The following is a 14,768-nucleotide window of genomic DNA, read 5'->3' as shown; positions in this document are numbered from 1 at the left end:
GGTGGGGACAGTTGTGGAGGCAGCATGTGATGCCGGCCAGACGCCGGCGATGACGATCGATCGGTTCAGCGCTTTGCTGGGCCTGATTTATGACGCTGCCGTTGCGCCTGAGCGATGGCCCCGGTGCTTCGAGGAAATCTGCAGCGCGTTCTCCGCCAACTATGTTTCCCTGATCGTGCGCGCCGGCAAGGCAGGGGCGACCGGCCTGATCTACTCGGGAGCGGACGACCGCCGCAATGTCGCCAATCACCATCCCTACCCGGCCCTCAGTCCGTTCACCGGCCTGCCGCTGGACAAAGTGGCGACCATCGGCGACCTCCTGACCGAGGCGGAGTGGCGGGCCTCGGCCTACTACGCCGACTGGTGCGCGCCGCACAAAGTCTTCCACGTGATGGCGGTGGATTTTGCCGCGGAGGATCAATCGGTGTACGGGTTTCGCCTGACGCGCCCCGAGCATGCCCCCGCTTTCTCCGCCAGCGACCGCCAGTTATGCGAGCGCCTGGTGTCGCATCTGAAGCGCGCGCTTAACGTCTATCAGCGGGTGCACCAGGACCGCCAGATCGGTTCGCTCTACAGTCAGGCCATGGCCCAGATGATGGTGGGCGTGCTGGTGCTCGACGAGGCCGGCCTCGTGCTCGACGTGAACCGGATCGCCAAGGGCATGCTGGAGCAGGCGGATGGGCTCAAGATCACCGGCAATCAACTGACCTCCAGCTACCCCAACGATAACCACAAGCTGCAGCGCATGGTGCGGGAAATGCTGCGCGCGCCCGCCAGGCTTGGGGTGGTCGAAGCCATGTCGATCAGCCGGCCCTCGGGCAAGGCCAGCTGGAGCCTGGTCGTGCGTGCGTTGTCGCCGGATGAATGGGCCGAAGGCAAGCGGCGGCCTACGATCGCCGTCTTCGTGCGCGACCCGGAAGAGGCATCGCAACCGCCGCTGCGCCTGGCGCAGCAACTGTTCGACCTGACGCCGGCGGAGACGTCCCTCGCGATCCAGCTGGCCAATGGCAATACGCTGGAGGAAGCGGCGGAAGCGCTCAATATCCGCCGCAACACGGCCCGCGCCCATCTGCGTTCGATCTTTTCCAAGACCGGCGTGCGCCGGCAGACTGAACTGGTGCGCATGTTCCTCAACAGCGCGGTGCTGCTCGGTTCGCGGCTGCAGGCCGAATAGGCGCCGGGCGCGCCATGCGCCCGGCGTCATGACCGATCACTCGCCCTGGGCAGGGCCGCGCCGCGGATCCGAATAGGCTACCGCGCCGCGCGGCACATACACCCCTTCGCACTCATCGAGGAATTCCCGCCGGCGCGCGCGCGGATTGTAGAACTGCTTGTACCACTGGCGTGCCTTCATAAAGGGTCCGTCGCTGGGCAGGAACATGCCGTTCAGGCACGGCGCCTTGTTGGTCCAGACCTCGAAGTCCTGCATGAAGGCGAGACGGCTGGCCTCCTGGAACTGGCGCGCGGCGACGGAATCCGGCACGGTCGCCACCGCGTTATTGCCCGGCGACTTGACCAGCACGGCGTGCCAGACCTTGATCACGCCGTCGTCGACCGGCGTGTGCGTGATCAGCAGGACCGAGTCATAGAGTCCGGTCAGTTCCGACAGCAGGACGCCAGGGCCATGGTAGGACGTGACCGTGTGCAGGATCGGGCTGACGCCGTCCGCCCCCACCAGCGTGCGGTGCGGCCCGCATTGCCGCTGGGTGGCGATATGTCCGCGCAGTTCGTTTTCATACCGTTGCACGGTCGAGCCGTGGATCGGACCCAGGTGGCCGTTGTCGCAGATATTGTCGATGACCTCTTGCGGGTGCTGCCGCAGCTCGCCCAGATGATCGAATTTCCAGCGCACCCAGGACGGATCGTCCCACTGCGGCAGCGAAGGGTGTTCCCATTCCGGCTCGCCGCCTTCCGGATCGTGCCAGACCCAGATCGCACCGAGGCTTTCAACGACCGTCCACGACTTGACGCATGCGGCCGCCGGAATCGCGCCCTGGTGATAGGGGATGTCGTCGCACTTGCCGTCAGGGCCGAAGCGCCAGGCATGGTAGGGGCAGCGGATGCCATCGCCTTCCACGTTGCTGCCACCCCCGTCGATGACCACATAGGAGGTATTGTTGGGCGCTGCCAGGTGGGTCTTCATATGCGGGCAGTACGCGTCGAGCAAGACAACGCGGCCGGTGGCGCGGCCGCGGTACAGCGCAAAGTCCTTGCCGAAGAAGCGCACCGCCAGCGGCTTGTGGGTGTCCAGTTCGGCGGCGTCGGCGATCATGAACCAGCCGCGCGGGAAGGTGAAATCACCAAGTCGATAGTCTTTTGTGGTTGCCATGAGGTCTCCTGGATCGATGGGGAGCCATGCCGCCGCCATGAAGGATGGATGCGGTCCGGCACGGCTCGGCGCCGGACCTATTTTTCGCCGCGCCAGCCACTCCCGCATACCTCGTTCGGACGATAGCCCGTGCCTCGCACGCGCGCGCTGCGCCCGCGGCCAGGACGCTCAGTCGTTTCCGGCGAGTCCGTATGCGCGCGCCAGGTCCTGCAGGTCGATCATGTCCGGCGAGGCCGCCAGTGCCGCTGCGCGCGCGTCGGTGGCCAGCCATAGCAGCGCAGCTGCGATCGCGGCCGGCTTCATGGCGCCGACGCGCCGCTCCAGCCAGCCGCCGTCGCCCAGCGTGGCGGTGACTGCCTCGGTGGTGACCACGCCGGGGTTGACGCTGAAGGCAAGGATGCCCTGGCCACCGTGCTCACGGTTCAGGCATCCCGCCAGGCGCGCCAGTGCCGCCTTGGATGCGCCATAGGGGAAGCCCCAGCCGCCCTGGTCGGCCGGCACGGGCGGATCCTTCTTGCCGGCGCCGGAGCAGACATTGATGACGGTCCCGCGGCCCTGGGCCAGCATGGCGGGCAGCAGCCTGCGGGTCAGGCGGAAGGGCGCGATCACATTGCCGAGCAGGGTCCGCTCGAGCGCCGCATCGTCGGTGTCGAGCAGCAGGCCATTCATTTCGCGATCCTGATAGACCGCGTTGTTGATCAGCAGGTCAATGCGGCCGTAGTGCGCGAGCACGGCATCGGCGGCGCGGTCCAGCGACGCGGTATCCATCAGGTCCATCGGATGCGAGAACACCTGCGCGCCGCAGTCGCGCAGCGATTGTTCGGTGGTGGCGAGACTACCCGCCAGCAGCGTGCCGTCGGGACGCCGCAGCTGGTGCGCGTGGGCCTGGCCCGCGCTCTGGGTGCGGGCGCTGATGGCTACGCGCCAGCCGGCCCGGCCAAAGGCCTGCGCAGCGGCGGCGCCGATGCCGCGGCTGGCGCCGGTCACGAGCACGACCGGTGCCGCAGCAGGGGAAGACCCGGCGCGAGCAGGATCGGAAAAAGTGGCGGGAAAAGTAGTGGAAGACAGCGTCAAGTCAGCTCCTTGCAGCAGCGAAAACAGGGAGGGCGGGTTCAGGCGGGATGGGCATCGCCAGCACCGCGAGGCGCCGGCGATAGGGATTCAGCGCAAGCCCGTACAGCATCACGGTCAGGCACAGCAGGCTCATCGCCGCCACCAGCGCGTAGCGCAGCGCCTGCGGGCCGTACAGCGGGCTGAGAACGTCGCTGAGGAAGCCGGTGACCAGCGGGCCCAGCCCCACGCCGAACAATGTGATGAAGAGATTCAGCAATGCAGCCGCGATGCTGCGCTCATGTGCCGGCACGATCTGGCTGGTGGCGGCGTAGGACAGCGCGGGAAACCAGCTTGCGAAGAAGCCAAAGGCGAACGCAAACACCAGCGCATGCGGAACCCTGACCGTGCCAGCCAGCCAGTGGCCGGCAGCAGGCCACAACAGGAAGGCGAGCGCCGCGGGGATGGCCAGTGCCACGCCGACCATCGGCAGCGCCAGCTGCCAGCGGCTGTCGCGCCGTACCAGCCGGTCGCACAGCCAGCCGCTGAACATGGCGCCGGCCATCGAGCCGATGCCGCTGGTGACACCGAACAACAGGCCGGCCTGTGCCAGGGACATGCCATGGATGCGCACCAGGAAGCTGGGCACCCACACGCCGTAGCCATAGCTGGAAACCCCGGCGACGCCGCAAGCCAGGCACAGGTAACGCAGCGCCGGGATGGCCCACAGGTGCCGCAGTTGCTGCCAGAGCGGGCGGGCGGGTGCGGTGGTGCCGCCCGGCAATGCGTCGAAGCCGCCCCGTTTCGGCTCGCGGACCAGGCACAGCACCAGCGCGCCCAGCACGACGCCGGGCAGGCCAAACCAGAGGAATGTGGCGCGCCAGCCGTATTGCTGGGCGATCCATGCGCCCACTGCCAGCCCGACCAGCACCCCGACATTCGGGCCCATCATGAACAGGCTGATTGCCAGCGAGCGGTGCTTGCGCGGGTACAGGTCGGAGACCAGCGAGATCGAAGGCGCCATGCCGCCCGCCTCGCCGATTGCCACGCCCATGCGTGCCAGCAGCAGGACCCAGAATTGCCCCGCGAGCCCGCACGCCACGGTGGCCACGCTCCACAGGATCGCGCATACGCCAACCACGTTGCGCCGCACGCCGCGGTCGGCCAGCCTGCCGATGGGCACCCCCAGCCCCGCGTACAGCAAGCCGAAAGCGAGTCCGGTGAGCATGCCGATGGCCGTATCGGATAACCCGAACTCGTGCTTGATCGGTTCTATCAGCACGGCAATCGCCTGGCGGTCGATATAGGAAAAGACGTAGACGAGCGCCAGCAGCGCGAGGCTGAGATGCGTGCGTGCCGTCACAGCCGGTTCGTGGGGATTGCGCATTGGGAGTATTCCGGGTTGGGTGGAAGAGCGTCCTGGCGGACAATCCTTGCCGCTCGCCGGGGTCGCGGCATCGTCCCTTTGGACGAGGAGCATGACGCCGTCCGGCGTTACGTTAGCTCCGGTGTTCCATGACACTTCACCCCGTGGCGTCAAGGGAAGCCCCCGCCGGATGCGATCCGGCCAAACCGATTGACAGAGGAGACAACCAGCATGCCGAGCCACACCCCCGAACCAGGGACGATCAGTGCCGCCAGCCTCGCGCTGGTTGCCCAGCGCGAGGCCTTCGTCGTGGCCGGGCCGGTCAGCGCAGCAACGCGCAAGGCCAGGCTGCAGCGCGTGATCGACATGCTGGTCAGCCATAGCGACGCGCTGTGCCAGGCCATGGACGAGGATTTCGGCGGGCGGCCCGCGGTGTTCTCGCTCGGCAATGACATCCTGGGCTCGCTCGGTTCGCTCAAGCATGCGCGCGATCACCTGCAAGCCTGGCTGGACGACCAGCCGCGTGCCGCGGTTGCGCCGTTCGACGGCTTTGGGGCCACCGCTTGGGTGCGTTACCAGCCCAAGGGCGTGGTGGGCATCATCGGCACCTGGAATGCGCCGCTGTTCACGCTGTTTTCACCGCTGGCCTGCGTGCTGGCAGCCGGCAACCGCGCCGTGCTCAAGCCTTCCGAGATCACACCGCGCACCGCCGCGGCCGTGGCGCGCGCCGTGGCGGAATTCTTTACGCCGGAGGAGCTGGCCGTCGTGACCGGCGGCCCCGAAGTGGCGGCCGCATTCAGCGCGCTGCCGTGGGATCACCTGGTCTTTACCGGATCCACCGCGATCGGCAAGGAAGTCATGAAAGCTGCCGCCGCCAACCTGGTGCCGGTGACGCTCGAACTGGGCGGAAAATCGCCGGTGCTCATCGGGCGTAGCGCCGGCATCGCCAATGCCGCGGAGCGCATCGTGGTGGGCAAGAGCCTGAACGGCGGGCAACTGTGCGTGGCGCCGGATGTGGTGTGGGTGCCGCATGAGCGGCTGGAGGAATTCCTGGCGCAAGCCCGTGCGGTCTGGCAGGGTCTCTTTCCCACCGAGGCCGGCAATGGCGACGTGGTGGCCGTGGTCAACCAGCGCCATCTGGAGCGGATCGAGGGCTACCTGGCCGATGCGGCAGCACGCGGCGTGCGAATCGAATCACTCGGCGCCGGCGCGCGGGCCGGCGCAGGAGAGCGGCGGCTGCCGTTGCGGGTAGCGGTCAATCCGCCGCCGGAGAGCGCGATCGCACAGCATGAAATCTTCGGGCCGGCCATGGTCGTGCACGCCTACCGCGAGATCGCCGAGGCGGTGACGGCCATCAATGCCGGTGCGCGCCCGCTCGCGCTCTACTACTTCGGTACCGACGCTGCGGAGCAGGACTGGGTGCTCGACCATACCTTGTCGGGCGGCGTCTCCATCAACGACGTAGCCATGCATCCCGCGCTGCACGATGCGCCGTTCGGCGGTGTCGGCGCCTCGGGCATCGGGCACTACCATGGCCGCGAGGGCTTCCTGGCCTTCAGCCATGCGCGCGCGGTGTACAAGGCGGGCGACCACGACCCTCGCCGCGAGTGGGGCATGCTGCCACCATACCGGCCGCAGTTCGTGGAAATGGTGCGCGGCGCCGTCACGCCGTGAGCAGGGCTAGTCCGCGCTGAACAAAACCTGCCCCTGCCTCGTCCGTTTGCGGGTGTTGCCGCCGCGGCGGACGGGCCACCATGTTCGTTCCCATCCAATCTCCCGAGGAAAGCCATGACAGATGTTCCCGCTTTGTTCTCGCTGCACGGCCAGGTTGCCATCGTCACCGGGGCCGGCAAAGGTATCGGCCGTGCCTGCGCACTGGCATTCGCGCAGGCCGGCGCTGATGTCGCGCTCGCGGCGCGCACCCAGTCCGATCTCGACGCCGTGGCCGGACAAATCCGTGCAATGGGGCGGCGCGCCATCACCGTGGCCTGCGATGTCGGCGACGACGCCGCGCTCGATGCACTGGTGGGCCGCACGCTGGCCGAACTCGGCAAAATCACCTTGCTGGTGAACAATGCCGGCGGGGCCGGGCCCAACGATCCGCTCAGGATGCACCCGCATGACTTCAGCCGCGTGCTGAACTGGAACGTGACGCCGGCCTATGCGTTGATCCAGAAGGTGGCGGGACCGATGCGCGAGGCCGGGGGCGGGGCGGTGGTCAATATCTCCTCCACGGCGGCGCGCTACGCGCAGAAGCATTTCAGTGCCTATGGCGCGGCCAAGGCCGCCCTCAACCAGATGACGCGCAACCTCGCGCAGGACCTGGCGCCGCATGTGCGCATCAACGCCATCGAGCCCGGCACCATCATGACCGACGCGCTGGCGCCGCACCTGACGCCGGAGCGCAAGGCCAACATGCTGCGCCTGACGCCGATGGGGAACCTCGGACAGCCGGAGGACATCGCGGCGGCGGCCGTCTTCCTCGTGTCACCGGCGGCACGCTGGATCACCGGCAAGATCCTCGGCGTGGACGGCGGAGCGGAAACCACGACCTGGTGCTGACACGGCGCGCCTGAGGCCATCGGCGCGCTGGCTGCATCCTCACGCCGGAAACAAAACGGCCGTGACGGCAATTGCCGTCACGGCCGTTTTGTTTCGGGACTGCCGCGAATCCCTGGGCTTTTGCCCGGGGTGACCTAGAGTGAGAGGATCTCAAGGCCTTCCGATACGGCAGGAGGTATGTGTCATGAAAACTGGATACGGGCTGATAATGGGCGCGATGTCGGCGTGCATCGCGGGGTGCGCGACCAGCGCCGGAAATGGCCAGGCGCGCGAGGTGGTCAATGTCCCGCTGGCCGCCGCGCCGCAAAACACGGGCAGGGCCGCCATGGCCTCCATGGTCAGGCACGGCAACGGCACGGGCTTCATGATCTCGGTCGGCGGCGTGTCGCCGGTATTGAGGACGATTCCCGTGCGTCTCTACACGTACATCTACCCGGGATCCTGCGGGAACCTGGGCACGCAGCCGGCGTACCAGATGAACCGGAGCCTGCGTTCCGACGAGATCACGGTGAACGGCCCCTGGACGCTGTACAACACGGCGCCTGTCAGCTTCGAGCAGATCCGCTCGGGCGACTACGCCCTGGTTGTCCGGTCCGCCCCCTGGAACGGCAGCGTCGACCTCTTCTGCGGCAATCTCAAGGCCCAGCAACCACCGGCCGCCCGGTCCCTGGATGGCTGACGGGCAGCAGTAGTGTTGACCGGCACGGTTACCGCGGCCGCCGTTTCCTGCCAGACTTGCGCATTCCTGCGCAGACCTGAACACGGCGGCCACTTTCCACGCGCCTTCCCGCGGCCTTCAGCCTGACCGGGAATTCTCCACGGCCTGGCGCATGCCATCCAGCAGCATCTGGCTCTTGTGCGAGCGGCTGCCATAGAGGCGGGCACTGAACAGGGCGACGATCTCCAGGACATCATTGGCCAGTTCTTCCTCGCAGGCCGGCTCCTCGCCCTGGTTGAGGATGACCACCTCGACGTTGCGTGCCTCGCAGAGGGCGAACACCAGCTCCGCGCCAAGGCGCAGCAACCGGTCCCTGCGGGTGATCACCAGCCGCCCGACCCGCCCTTCGATGATGCCGTCGAGCAGGCGCTTCAGGCCTTTTCTCCGGTAATCCATGCCCGGGCCAAGATCGGCGATCACCTCGAAGGTCCAGGCCTGCCGGGTGCAGTAGCGTTCGAGTGCCTGCTTCTGCTGCTCGAGATCGTCGTTGGGGTTGTCGCCCGACACGCGGGCATAGCCCACTGTGCGGCGCGCGTCCTGCGCGGCGCGGAACTGTTCGGGCCGCAGCCGCGACAGGTCATAGCGGCGGCGCCCGCCAAGCGTGCGCTCGTCCGGGATCAGCCTGCCCTCGCGCTCCCAGCGTCGCAGCGTTTGCGCCGCGACGCCCAGGAACGCGGCGGCTTCCTGAATGCCGACCAGCTTGCGTGACATGCGCCCCCTGTCCAGGATCGAGCAGGAATGCTCAACTGCGGCCTGAATGGTTCAGGCCCGGCATCGCCATGAAAGGCTGAGCGCCTACACCAGCCGCCCCACCCGGTAGCCATCGTGCATGGCGCCTTCGATATAGCCGACCGTGCGGCAATCCCCCACGGTGTGCACCGGCAGGTCCAGGTCTGCCAGCAGTTGAGCCAGGCGAGTGTCGGGTTCCGCGCCGCTGGCCAGCACCACGGAGTCGGCCGGCGTGCTGCGCGGCTGGCCTTCAGCATCGGTCCACAATACCTCCCGCGCGGTGATCTCGCGCACCTGCGCGCGGCGATGCAGGCCGGCGTGCGCTTCAACGGCTTCGAGCACACGCCAGCGGCGTACGATCGACAGCTCGCGCCCTGGCTTGTCGCTGGCTTCCAGCACCGTGACCTCGCGGCCGCGCGCGATCAGGAACTCGGCCAGTTCCAGGCCGACCAGGCCGCCGCCGACGATCACCACGCGCTTGCCAAGCGGCATCCACAGCCTGGACAAGCCCTGCAGCGCCTGCGTACTGTCGGTCACGCGCAGCACGCCGCCGGCCTTGAACAGGGCGCGCTCGGCCAGGTTCAGCTTGGCCCGGGCGATCGGCTCCGCGTCGTCGTTGGTCATCAGCCGGCGCAGTTCGTCGCCGCTCCAGACATGGGACTGGCCCGCGCCCGCGATGGCCGGGGCCGGGCGGCGCGCCCCGCTTGCCACCACAATGGCATCCGGTTCAAGCGCGGCGATCAGCGCCGTGGTAGCAGGCGTTGACAGGCGCACTTCGATGCGTTCATGCCGCATCTGCGCGACCAGGTAGTCGAGCAGGCGGCCATTTTCCGGATAGGCGAGGGCAGCGAAGAACAGCGTGCCGCCCAGGCGGTCGCTGCGCTCGAGCAGGGTCACCCGGTGCCCGCGCTGCGCTGCCACGCGCGCGGCCTCCATGCCGCCGGGCCCGCCGCCTACCACCACCACATGGCGCGGCTGCGCGGGCGTCAGCGGCAGCTCGAATTCATGCCCGGTGGCGGCATTGACTGCGCACTTGACGCGCTGGTTGATGAAGATTTCGCTCACGCAGGCATAGCAGTAGATGCACGGGCGGATGTCCTGCGGGCGGTTCTCGGCGAGCTTGCGCGGCAGATCGGGGTCGGCCAGCATCTTGCGCGCCATGGCGACGAAATCGAACTTGCCGCGCGCAATGCCCGCCGCTGCCACCTCCGGCTCGATGCGGCCGGCGGCGATGACCGGCACCTTGACGGCGGCGCGCACCGCGGCCGCATAGTCGATGAATGCGCCAGGCTGCTGCGGCAGCGGCGCATCGGTGAAGTCCGAGCCACGGTGGATGGTGGCATAAGCCGAGACGCTGAACGCATCCGCCCCGGCCTGCTCGGCCAGCCGGGCGGTGGCGACCGCGTCAGCCAGCACGATCCCGCCCGGCGTGTGCAGTTCGGCGCCATCGAGGCGCAGCCAGACCGGGAAGTCAGTGCCGGTGCGCGCCTTGACCGCGCGGATGGTCTCGAGCAGCAGGCGGGCGCGGTTCTCCAGCGGGCCGCCGTACTCATCATCGCGCTGGTTGTAGCAGGGCGAGAGGAAGCCCGCCAGGATATAGCTGTGCCCCGCGTGCAACTCCACGCCATCGAAGCCGGCCTCCCGGGCGCGCGCCGCGGCGGCGGCGAAGTATTCAATCATCTGCGCGATGTCGGCGCGGTCCATCACGCGCATGCGCGGCTTCTGGCGGCCCACGCTGCTGACGAATTTCGCCATCTCCTCATCCGTGAGCGCGCCGAAGATGTCGCGCGAGGCGGCCGGCGGCAGCGACGGCACCCAGAGCTCGCGGCCCTCGGCCAGGTCGCGCACGGCGGTCTTGCCGGCGTGCTGCAGCTGCATGGCGATCCTGGCGCCGTGGCGATGCACCCGGCTGGCGACGGCGGCCAGGCCCGGAATGAAGTCATCGCGCGATACCCCCACCTGGTAGGGCTCGGCCGTCCCGTGCGGATACGCCACCGCGCATACCCCCATGGTCAGCATGCCGGCACCGCCGTTGGCGCGCGCCTCATAGTAGGCCTGGATCCGTTCGCCGCAGTGTCCGTCGCTTTCCGCGAAATTGGACCCCATCGGCGCCATCACGATACGGTTGCGCAGTTCGAGCTTGCCGATGCGGCCCGGTTCAAGCAGGGGAGCGTAGGGATTGGTCATCTTGCTGATAGGGAGAGGCCGATGGCGGTGGCGCAATGGGCTGCGACAAGTGGATGATGGCAGCGGACAGTGGGATTGTTGCCCCTGGCGCGAGCGCCTCAATCGTCCGTTTGGACGTATCCGGTGGCCCCGGCCCACGGCACATTCGACGGATAACCCGCACCACGCCATGTATAGAGGAGATTCTGCCATGCCCATCACAGCAGTCACAGGGGCCGCCTCCGGCATCGGCGCCGCCGCCTGCGCCACGCTGGAGGCCGCCGGCCACCAGCTGATCCGGATCGACCTGCACGGCACCGAGATCCAGGCCGACCTGTCCACGCCCGCTGGCCGCGCGCGTGCCATCGATGGCGTGCTGGCCCGCTGCGGCGGCAAGCTCGACCGGCTGCTGCTGTGCGCCGGCCTCGGGCCGCAAGTGGAGCCGGCCGCACGCATCGTGGCGGTCAACTACCTGGGCGCGGTGGCCCTGCTGGACGGGCTGCTGCCGGCGCTGGCCAAGGGCAGCGACCCCGCCGCCGTGGTGGTGTCCTCGGTGGCTTCGATGCAGCTGACCTGGGAGCGCAACCCCTTGCGCAGCTTGCTCGAGGCCAGCCCCGACGGCAGCCAATACGATGAGGCCGAACTGGCCGCCGTACTTGCCGCGGCTGGCCCGCAATGCGGCCAGCTTGCCTATGCCGGTTCCAAGAACGCGGTGACGGTGGCGGTGCGCCGGCGCGTGCGTCAGTGGGGCGCCGCGGGCGTGCGCCTGAACAGCGTGGCGCCTGGCGCCGTGGAGACACCGCTGCTGCAGAAGGGGCTGGAGGATCCGCGCTATGGCCAGGCCATCCGGGACTTCGTCGCGCCCATCCCGCGCCGCGCGCAGCCGCAGGAGATTGCCGCGATGATTGCCTTCCTGCTGGGGCCGCAGGCGGCTTTCGTCCATGGCGCGCAGTTCGTTGTCGATGGCGGCGTGGATGCGATGATGCGACCGACCGCGTTCTGAGCAACGCCAGGCATGGCGGCAGCGGCCGCCATGCGTCTGGCTGCCGAAAATCGGCTTACCTCCCGGCTTACCTCCCCTCGAAGCTGGCGCGTCGTTTCTCGATGAACGCCTGCATGCCCTCCTTCTGGTCGCGCGTGGCAAACAGGAGCTGGTTCGCCTTGCGCTCCAGCATCAGCGCCGCGGGCAGCGACGCGTCCATGCCCGCCAGCACGACTTCCTTGATCTGCATCGCGGCCAGCGGCGGCATTGCCGCGATCAGGCGTGCCATGCGGATGGCTTCAGGGATCACCTCGGCATCCGCGACCAGGCTGCTGACCAGCCCCATCCGATGTGCCTCGGGCGCGCTCACCGGGCGTCCCGTCAGCAGGATCTGCATGGCATTGAATTTCCCCACGGCGCGCACCAGTCGCTGGGTGCCGCCAATGCCCGGCATGATACCGATGCGGATTTCGGGCTGGGCAAAGCTGGCACTCTCGCCGGCGACGATGATGTCGCAGTGCATCGCCAGCTCGGAGCCCCCGCCGAAGGCATAACCGCACACGGCCGCGATCACGGGCTTGGGGCACTGCTCCAGCGGTGCCCAGACGCGCTCGGTGTGCCGCAGCATGATGTCGATCGGGCTGGCCTCGGACAAGCCCTTGATGTCGCCCCCGGCAGCAAACACCTGCCCGCCGCCGGTGAGCACGATCGCGCGTACGGATTCATCCGCGCTCAGCGTGGTGAACGCCTGCGACAGCGCCGCCTGCAGGCTCAGGCTCAGGGCATTGGTGGCATACGGCCGGTTCAGGCGCACGACCGCGACGCCGCCATCGAGTTGTTCGACCAGTACTTCCTGCTCAGCGGCTTCGGGCACGACTGACTCCTCGGGTCATTGTGATACGCGCCATCCTCGGCGATAGGCACTGCGCGGGCATCGTCCTTTTGGACGTGTGAGGGGCTGTGCAATTCGCCTAAATTGGCTCCCAACGCAACTTGTCTTCGGGGGCACCGATGGTGCAGCAATCAGAGTTCAGTGACCAGGTGGTGCTCGTGACCGGCGGCACCAAGGGCATCGGGCGGGCCATCGCGCAAGCCTTTCTCGCCGCCGGCGCCAACGTGATCGTCTGCGCGCGCACCGCACCGGCCGACTTGCCGCAGGCTGCGGGCCGCGAGGCCCGCTTCGTCGGCTGCGACCTGCGTGACACGGAGGCCGTGGCAGCGCTGGTGGCACGGATCCGATCCGAACATGGACGTCTCGACGTGCTGGTCAACAATGCCGGCGGCAGCCCGATGGCTGATGCGGCCACCGTTTCGCCGCGCTTTCATGAAGGCGTCATGCGGCTGAACCTGCTGGCGCCGCTGCACCTGGCGCAAGCCGCCAACGCCCTGATGCAGCAGCAGGAAACAGGCGGCGTCATTGTCTTCATCGGCAGCATCAGCGCCTTGCGTCCGTCTCCCGGCACTGCCGCCTATGGCGCGGCCAAGGCCGCCGTGCTGAGCCTGGTGGCTTCGCTGGCGGTGGAGTGGGCGCCCAGGGTGCGCGTGGTGGCGGTCAGCCCCGGCCTGGTTCGCACCGAGCAGTCTCACCTGCACTACGGCGACGAGTCCGGCATTGCGGCCGTCGGCGCCACCATCCCGGCCGGCCGCCTCGCGGAACCGGGCGAGATCGCCGAAGCCTGCCTGTACGTGGCGTCGCCGCGTGCGTCCTACATGAGCGGCACCAACCTGCTGCTGCATGGGGGCGGAGAGCGGCCTGCATTCCTGGTGGCGGCCACGGCCGGCCAGTCCCCAACCCACGCTGCGTGACACTGCCCGAGGCAGCGCGCGTACCCAACACAACGAGGAGCAATCTCTTGGCTGATCATGCATGGATGAACGACATCCGGGCGCTGGTAGGCAAGCAGTACGGCCGTGTCTACGCCTGGGATCCCGTCAATACCCCGATGGCGCGCCAGTGGTGCGAGATCATGGGCATCGAGAATCCGGTCTACGCCGATCCCGAGCGCGCCGCCGCGTCGGTGCACGGGGGCCTGGTCGCGCCGCCGGCCATGCTCCAGGCGTGGTGCGAAACGGGGCCGCTGCTGAACCACTACGCACCGGGATCCACCAGCGAGTATCCGTACGAGGCGCTCAAGCTGATCGAGGCGCACGGCTATCCGTCGGTGGTCGCGGTCAATTCCGACCTGGAATTCGATCGCTACCTGCGTCCGGGCGACAAGCTGTACTACACCACCCGCCTCGACGCCATCAGCGAAGAGAAGAGCACCGCGCTCGGCACGGGCTACTTCGTGACGTTCCTGATGACCTACCATGCGCAGCACAGCGCCGGCAGCAGGGCCGGGGACGAAGAGGTTGGCCGCCTGCTGTTTCGCGTGTTCAAGTTCCGCCCGGCCACCGTCCAGGCGAGTGCGCCGGCGGCGAGCCAGCCGGACGCAGCCGCGGCCGCCGGCAAGCCGGCGCCGCGCCGGCCCGCACCGGGCATCAGCGATGACACCCGCTTTTTCTGGGACGGCGCGCGTGAGGGCAAGCTGCTGATCCAGCGCTGCAAGGGCTGCGGCACGCTGCGGCACCCGCCCGGCCCGGTCTGCCCGTCCTGTCATTCGTTCGAATGGGACACGGTGCAGGCCAGCGGACGCGGCACCGTCTATTCCTTCGTGACGATGCACTACCCCGAGGTGGCGCCCTTCGACCACCCCAACCCGATCGCGCTGGTCGAGCTGGAGGAGGGGACCCGGCTGGTCGCGCAACTGGTCGGCGTGCAACCGGCCGGGATCGAGATCGGGCAGGCCGTGCAGGTCGAGTTCAACCGCTTCGACGGTGACCTCGTGCTGCCGCAGTTCCGCCCGGTCCAGGCCTGAGGCTCGCC

Annotated in this window: 13 protein-coding genes; 7 read left to right on the top strand and 6 right to left on the bottom strand. The window is 68.3% G+C overall.

Going from position 1 to position 14,768, the window contains the following annotated elements; genetic code table 11:
* Nucleotides 1–49: 49 nt before the first annotated feature.
* On the top strand, nt 50–1,174 hold the full coding sequence (locus tag AC1DQ3_RS08275; RefSeq protein WP_477119694.1) for a helix-turn-helix transcriptional regulator: 1,125 nt from the start codon (nt 50–52) through the stop codon (nt 1,172–1,174).
* A gap of 36 nt (nt 1,175–1,210) precedes the next feature.
* On the opposite strand, the gene AC1DQ3_RS08270 is transcribed toward AC1DQ3_RS08275, so the two are convergent.
* The 3 genes from AC1DQ3_RS08270 to AC1DQ3_RS08260 form a co-directional block, all read right to left on the bottom strand.
* Nucleotides 1,211–2,329 carry an aromatic ring-hydroxylating dioxygenase subunit alpha gene (locus AC1DQ3_RS08270; RefSeq protein ID WP_477119693.1) on the bottom strand — a complete coding sequence of 373 codons (1,119 nt, stop codon included), beginning with the start codon at nt 2,327–2,329 and terminating at the stop codon, nt 1,211–1,213.
* 168 nt (nt 2,330–2,497) lie between these two features.
* Nucleotides 2,498–3,403, bottom strand: a complete 906-nt coding sequence (locus AC1DQ3_RS08265; RefSeq protein WP_477119692.1) for an SDR family NAD(P)-dependent oxidoreductase — start codon at nt 3,401–3,403, stop codon at nt 2,498–2,500.
* Nucleotide 3,404: 1 nt separating this feature from the next.
* Entirely contained in the window at nt 3,405–4,766 is a 1,362-nt protein-coding gene (locus tag AC1DQ3_RS08260) for a spinster family MFS transporter (protein WP_477119691.1), read from the bottom strand.
* A 210-nt stretch (nt 4,767–4,976) separates the two neighbouring features.
* Here AC1DQ3_RS08260 and AC1DQ3_RS08255 point away from each other — a divergent pair, with 210 nt between their 5' ends.
* From AC1DQ3_RS08255 to AC1DQ3_RS08245, 3 genes are all read left to right on the top strand, one after another.
* Complete coding sequence (locus tag AC1DQ3_RS08255) at nt 4,977–6,419, top strand: coniferyl aldehyde dehydrogenase (protein WP_477119690.1); 1,443 nt, start codon at nt 4,977–4,979, stop codon at nt 6,417–6,419.
* A gap of 114 nt (nt 6,420–6,533) precedes the next feature.
* Entirely contained in the window at nt 6,534–7,307 is a 774-nt protein-coding gene (locus tag AC1DQ3_RS08250; protein ID WP_477119689.1) for an SDR family NAD(P)-dependent oxidoreductase, read from the top strand.
* Nucleotides 7,308–7,491: 184 nt separating this feature from the next.
* Nucleotides 7,492–7,986 carry a hypothetical protein gene (locus AC1DQ3_RS08245; protein WP_477119688.1) on the top strand — a complete coding sequence of 165 codons (495 nt, stop codon included), beginning with the start codon at nt 7,492–7,494 and terminating at the stop codon, nt 7,984–7,986.
* A 117-nt stretch (nt 7,987–8,103) separates the two neighbouring features.
* On the opposite strand, the gene AC1DQ3_RS08240 is transcribed toward AC1DQ3_RS08245, so the two are convergent.
* The gene (locus tag AC1DQ3_RS08240) at nt 8,104–8,736 is read right to left on the bottom strand and encodes an IS607 family transposase (RefSeq protein ID WP_477119687.1); all 633 of its coding nucleotides are present in this window, start codon (nt 8,734–8,736) and stop codon (nt 8,104–8,106) included.
* A gap of 84 nt (nt 8,737–8,820) precedes the next feature.
* Nucleotides 8,821–10,941 (bottom strand): oxidoreductase, encoded by a 2,121-nt coding sequence (locus AC1DQ3_RS08235; RefSeq protein ID WP_477119686.1) that lies wholly within the window; start codon nt 10,939–10,941, stop codon nt 8,821–8,823.
* 190 nt (nt 10,942–11,131) lie between these two features.
* Between AC1DQ3_RS08235 and AC1DQ3_RS08230 the strand changes: the two genes are divergently transcribed.
* Nucleotides 11,132–11,923, top strand: coding sequence for an SDR family oxidoreductase (locus tag AC1DQ3_RS08230; RefSeq protein WP_477119685.1), 792 nt, complete (start codon nt 11,132–11,134; stop codon nt 11,921–11,923).
* Between the two features lie 67 nt (nt 11,924–11,990).
* Here the strand turns inward: AC1DQ3_RS08230 and AC1DQ3_RS08225 are convergent, their stop codons facing one another.
* A complete protein-coding gene (locus tag AC1DQ3_RS08225; protein ID WP_477119684.1) occupies nt 11,991–12,776 on the bottom strand; it encodes an enoyl-CoA hydratase in 786 nt (261 codons plus the stop codon).
* Between the two features lie 137 nt (nt 12,777–12,913).
* Between AC1DQ3_RS08225 and AC1DQ3_RS08220 the strand changes: the two genes are divergently transcribed.
* Both AC1DQ3_RS08220 and AC1DQ3_RS08215 read left to right on the top strand, forming a co-directional pair.
* Nucleotides 12,914–13,708 (top strand): SDR family oxidoreductase, encoded by a 795-nt coding sequence (locus AC1DQ3_RS08220; RefSeq protein WP_477119683.1) that lies wholly within the window; start codon nt 12,914–12,916, stop codon nt 13,706–13,708.
* A 47-nt stretch (nt 13,709–13,755) separates the two neighbouring features.
* Entirely contained in the window at nt 13,756–14,760 is a 1,005-nt protein-coding gene (locus tag AC1DQ3_RS08215) for a bifunctional MaoC family dehydratase N-terminal/OB-fold nucleic acid binding domain-containing protein (RefSeq protein ID WP_477119682.1), read from the top strand.
* The last annotated feature ends 8 nt before the right edge of the window (nt 14,761–14,768 follow it).

It is taken from the genome of Cupriavidus sp. 01T418 (assembly GCF_056398885.1).
Note: the sequence above shows the minus strand (reverse complement) of the source record. Positions and strands in the feature narration are given on the sequence as shown.

Excerpts from the sequence above, each read along its gene's own strand:
- AC1DQ3_RS08255 (WP_477119690.1), top strand. The coding sequence starts at position 4,977 with ATGCCGAGCCACACCCCCGAACCAGGGACGATCAGTGCCGCCAGCCTC.
- AC1DQ3_RS08260 (WP_477119691.1), bottom strand. The coding sequence starts at position 4,766 with ATGCGCAATCCCCACGAACCGGCTGTGACGGCACGCACGCATCTCAGC.
- AC1DQ3_RS08275 (WP_477119694.1), top strand. The coding sequence starts at position 50 with ATGACGATCGATCGGTTCAGCGCTTTGCTGGGCCTGATTTATGACGCT.
- AC1DQ3_RS08245 (WP_477119688.1), top strand. The coding sequence starts at position 7,492 with ATGAAAACTGGATACGGGCTGATAATGGGCGCGATGTCGGCGTGCATC.
- AC1DQ3_RS08240 (WP_477119687.1), bottom strand. The coding sequence starts at position 8,736 with ATGTCACGCAAGCTGGTCGGCATTCAGGAAGCCGCCGCGTTCCTGGGC.
- AC1DQ3_RS08270 (WP_477119693.1), bottom strand. The coding sequence starts at position 2,329 with ATGGCAACCACAAAAGACTATCGACTTGGTGATTTCACCTTCCCGCGC.
- AC1DQ3_RS08230 (WP_477119685.1), top strand. The coding sequence starts at position 11,132 with ATGCCCATCACAGCAGTCACAGGGGCCGCCTCCGGCATCGGCGCCGCC.
- AC1DQ3_RS08220 (WP_477119683.1), top strand. The coding sequence starts at position 12,914 with ATGGTGCAGCAATCAGAGTTCAGTGACCAGGTGGTGCTCGTGACCGGC.
- AC1DQ3_RS08235 (WP_477119686.1), bottom strand. The coding sequence starts at position 10,941 with ATGACCAATCCCTACGCTCCCCTGCTTGAACCGGGCCGCATCGGCAAG.
- AC1DQ3_RS08250 (WP_477119689.1), top strand. The coding sequence starts at position 6,534 with ATGACAGATGTTCCCGCTTTGTTCTCGCTGCACGGCCAGGTTGCCATC.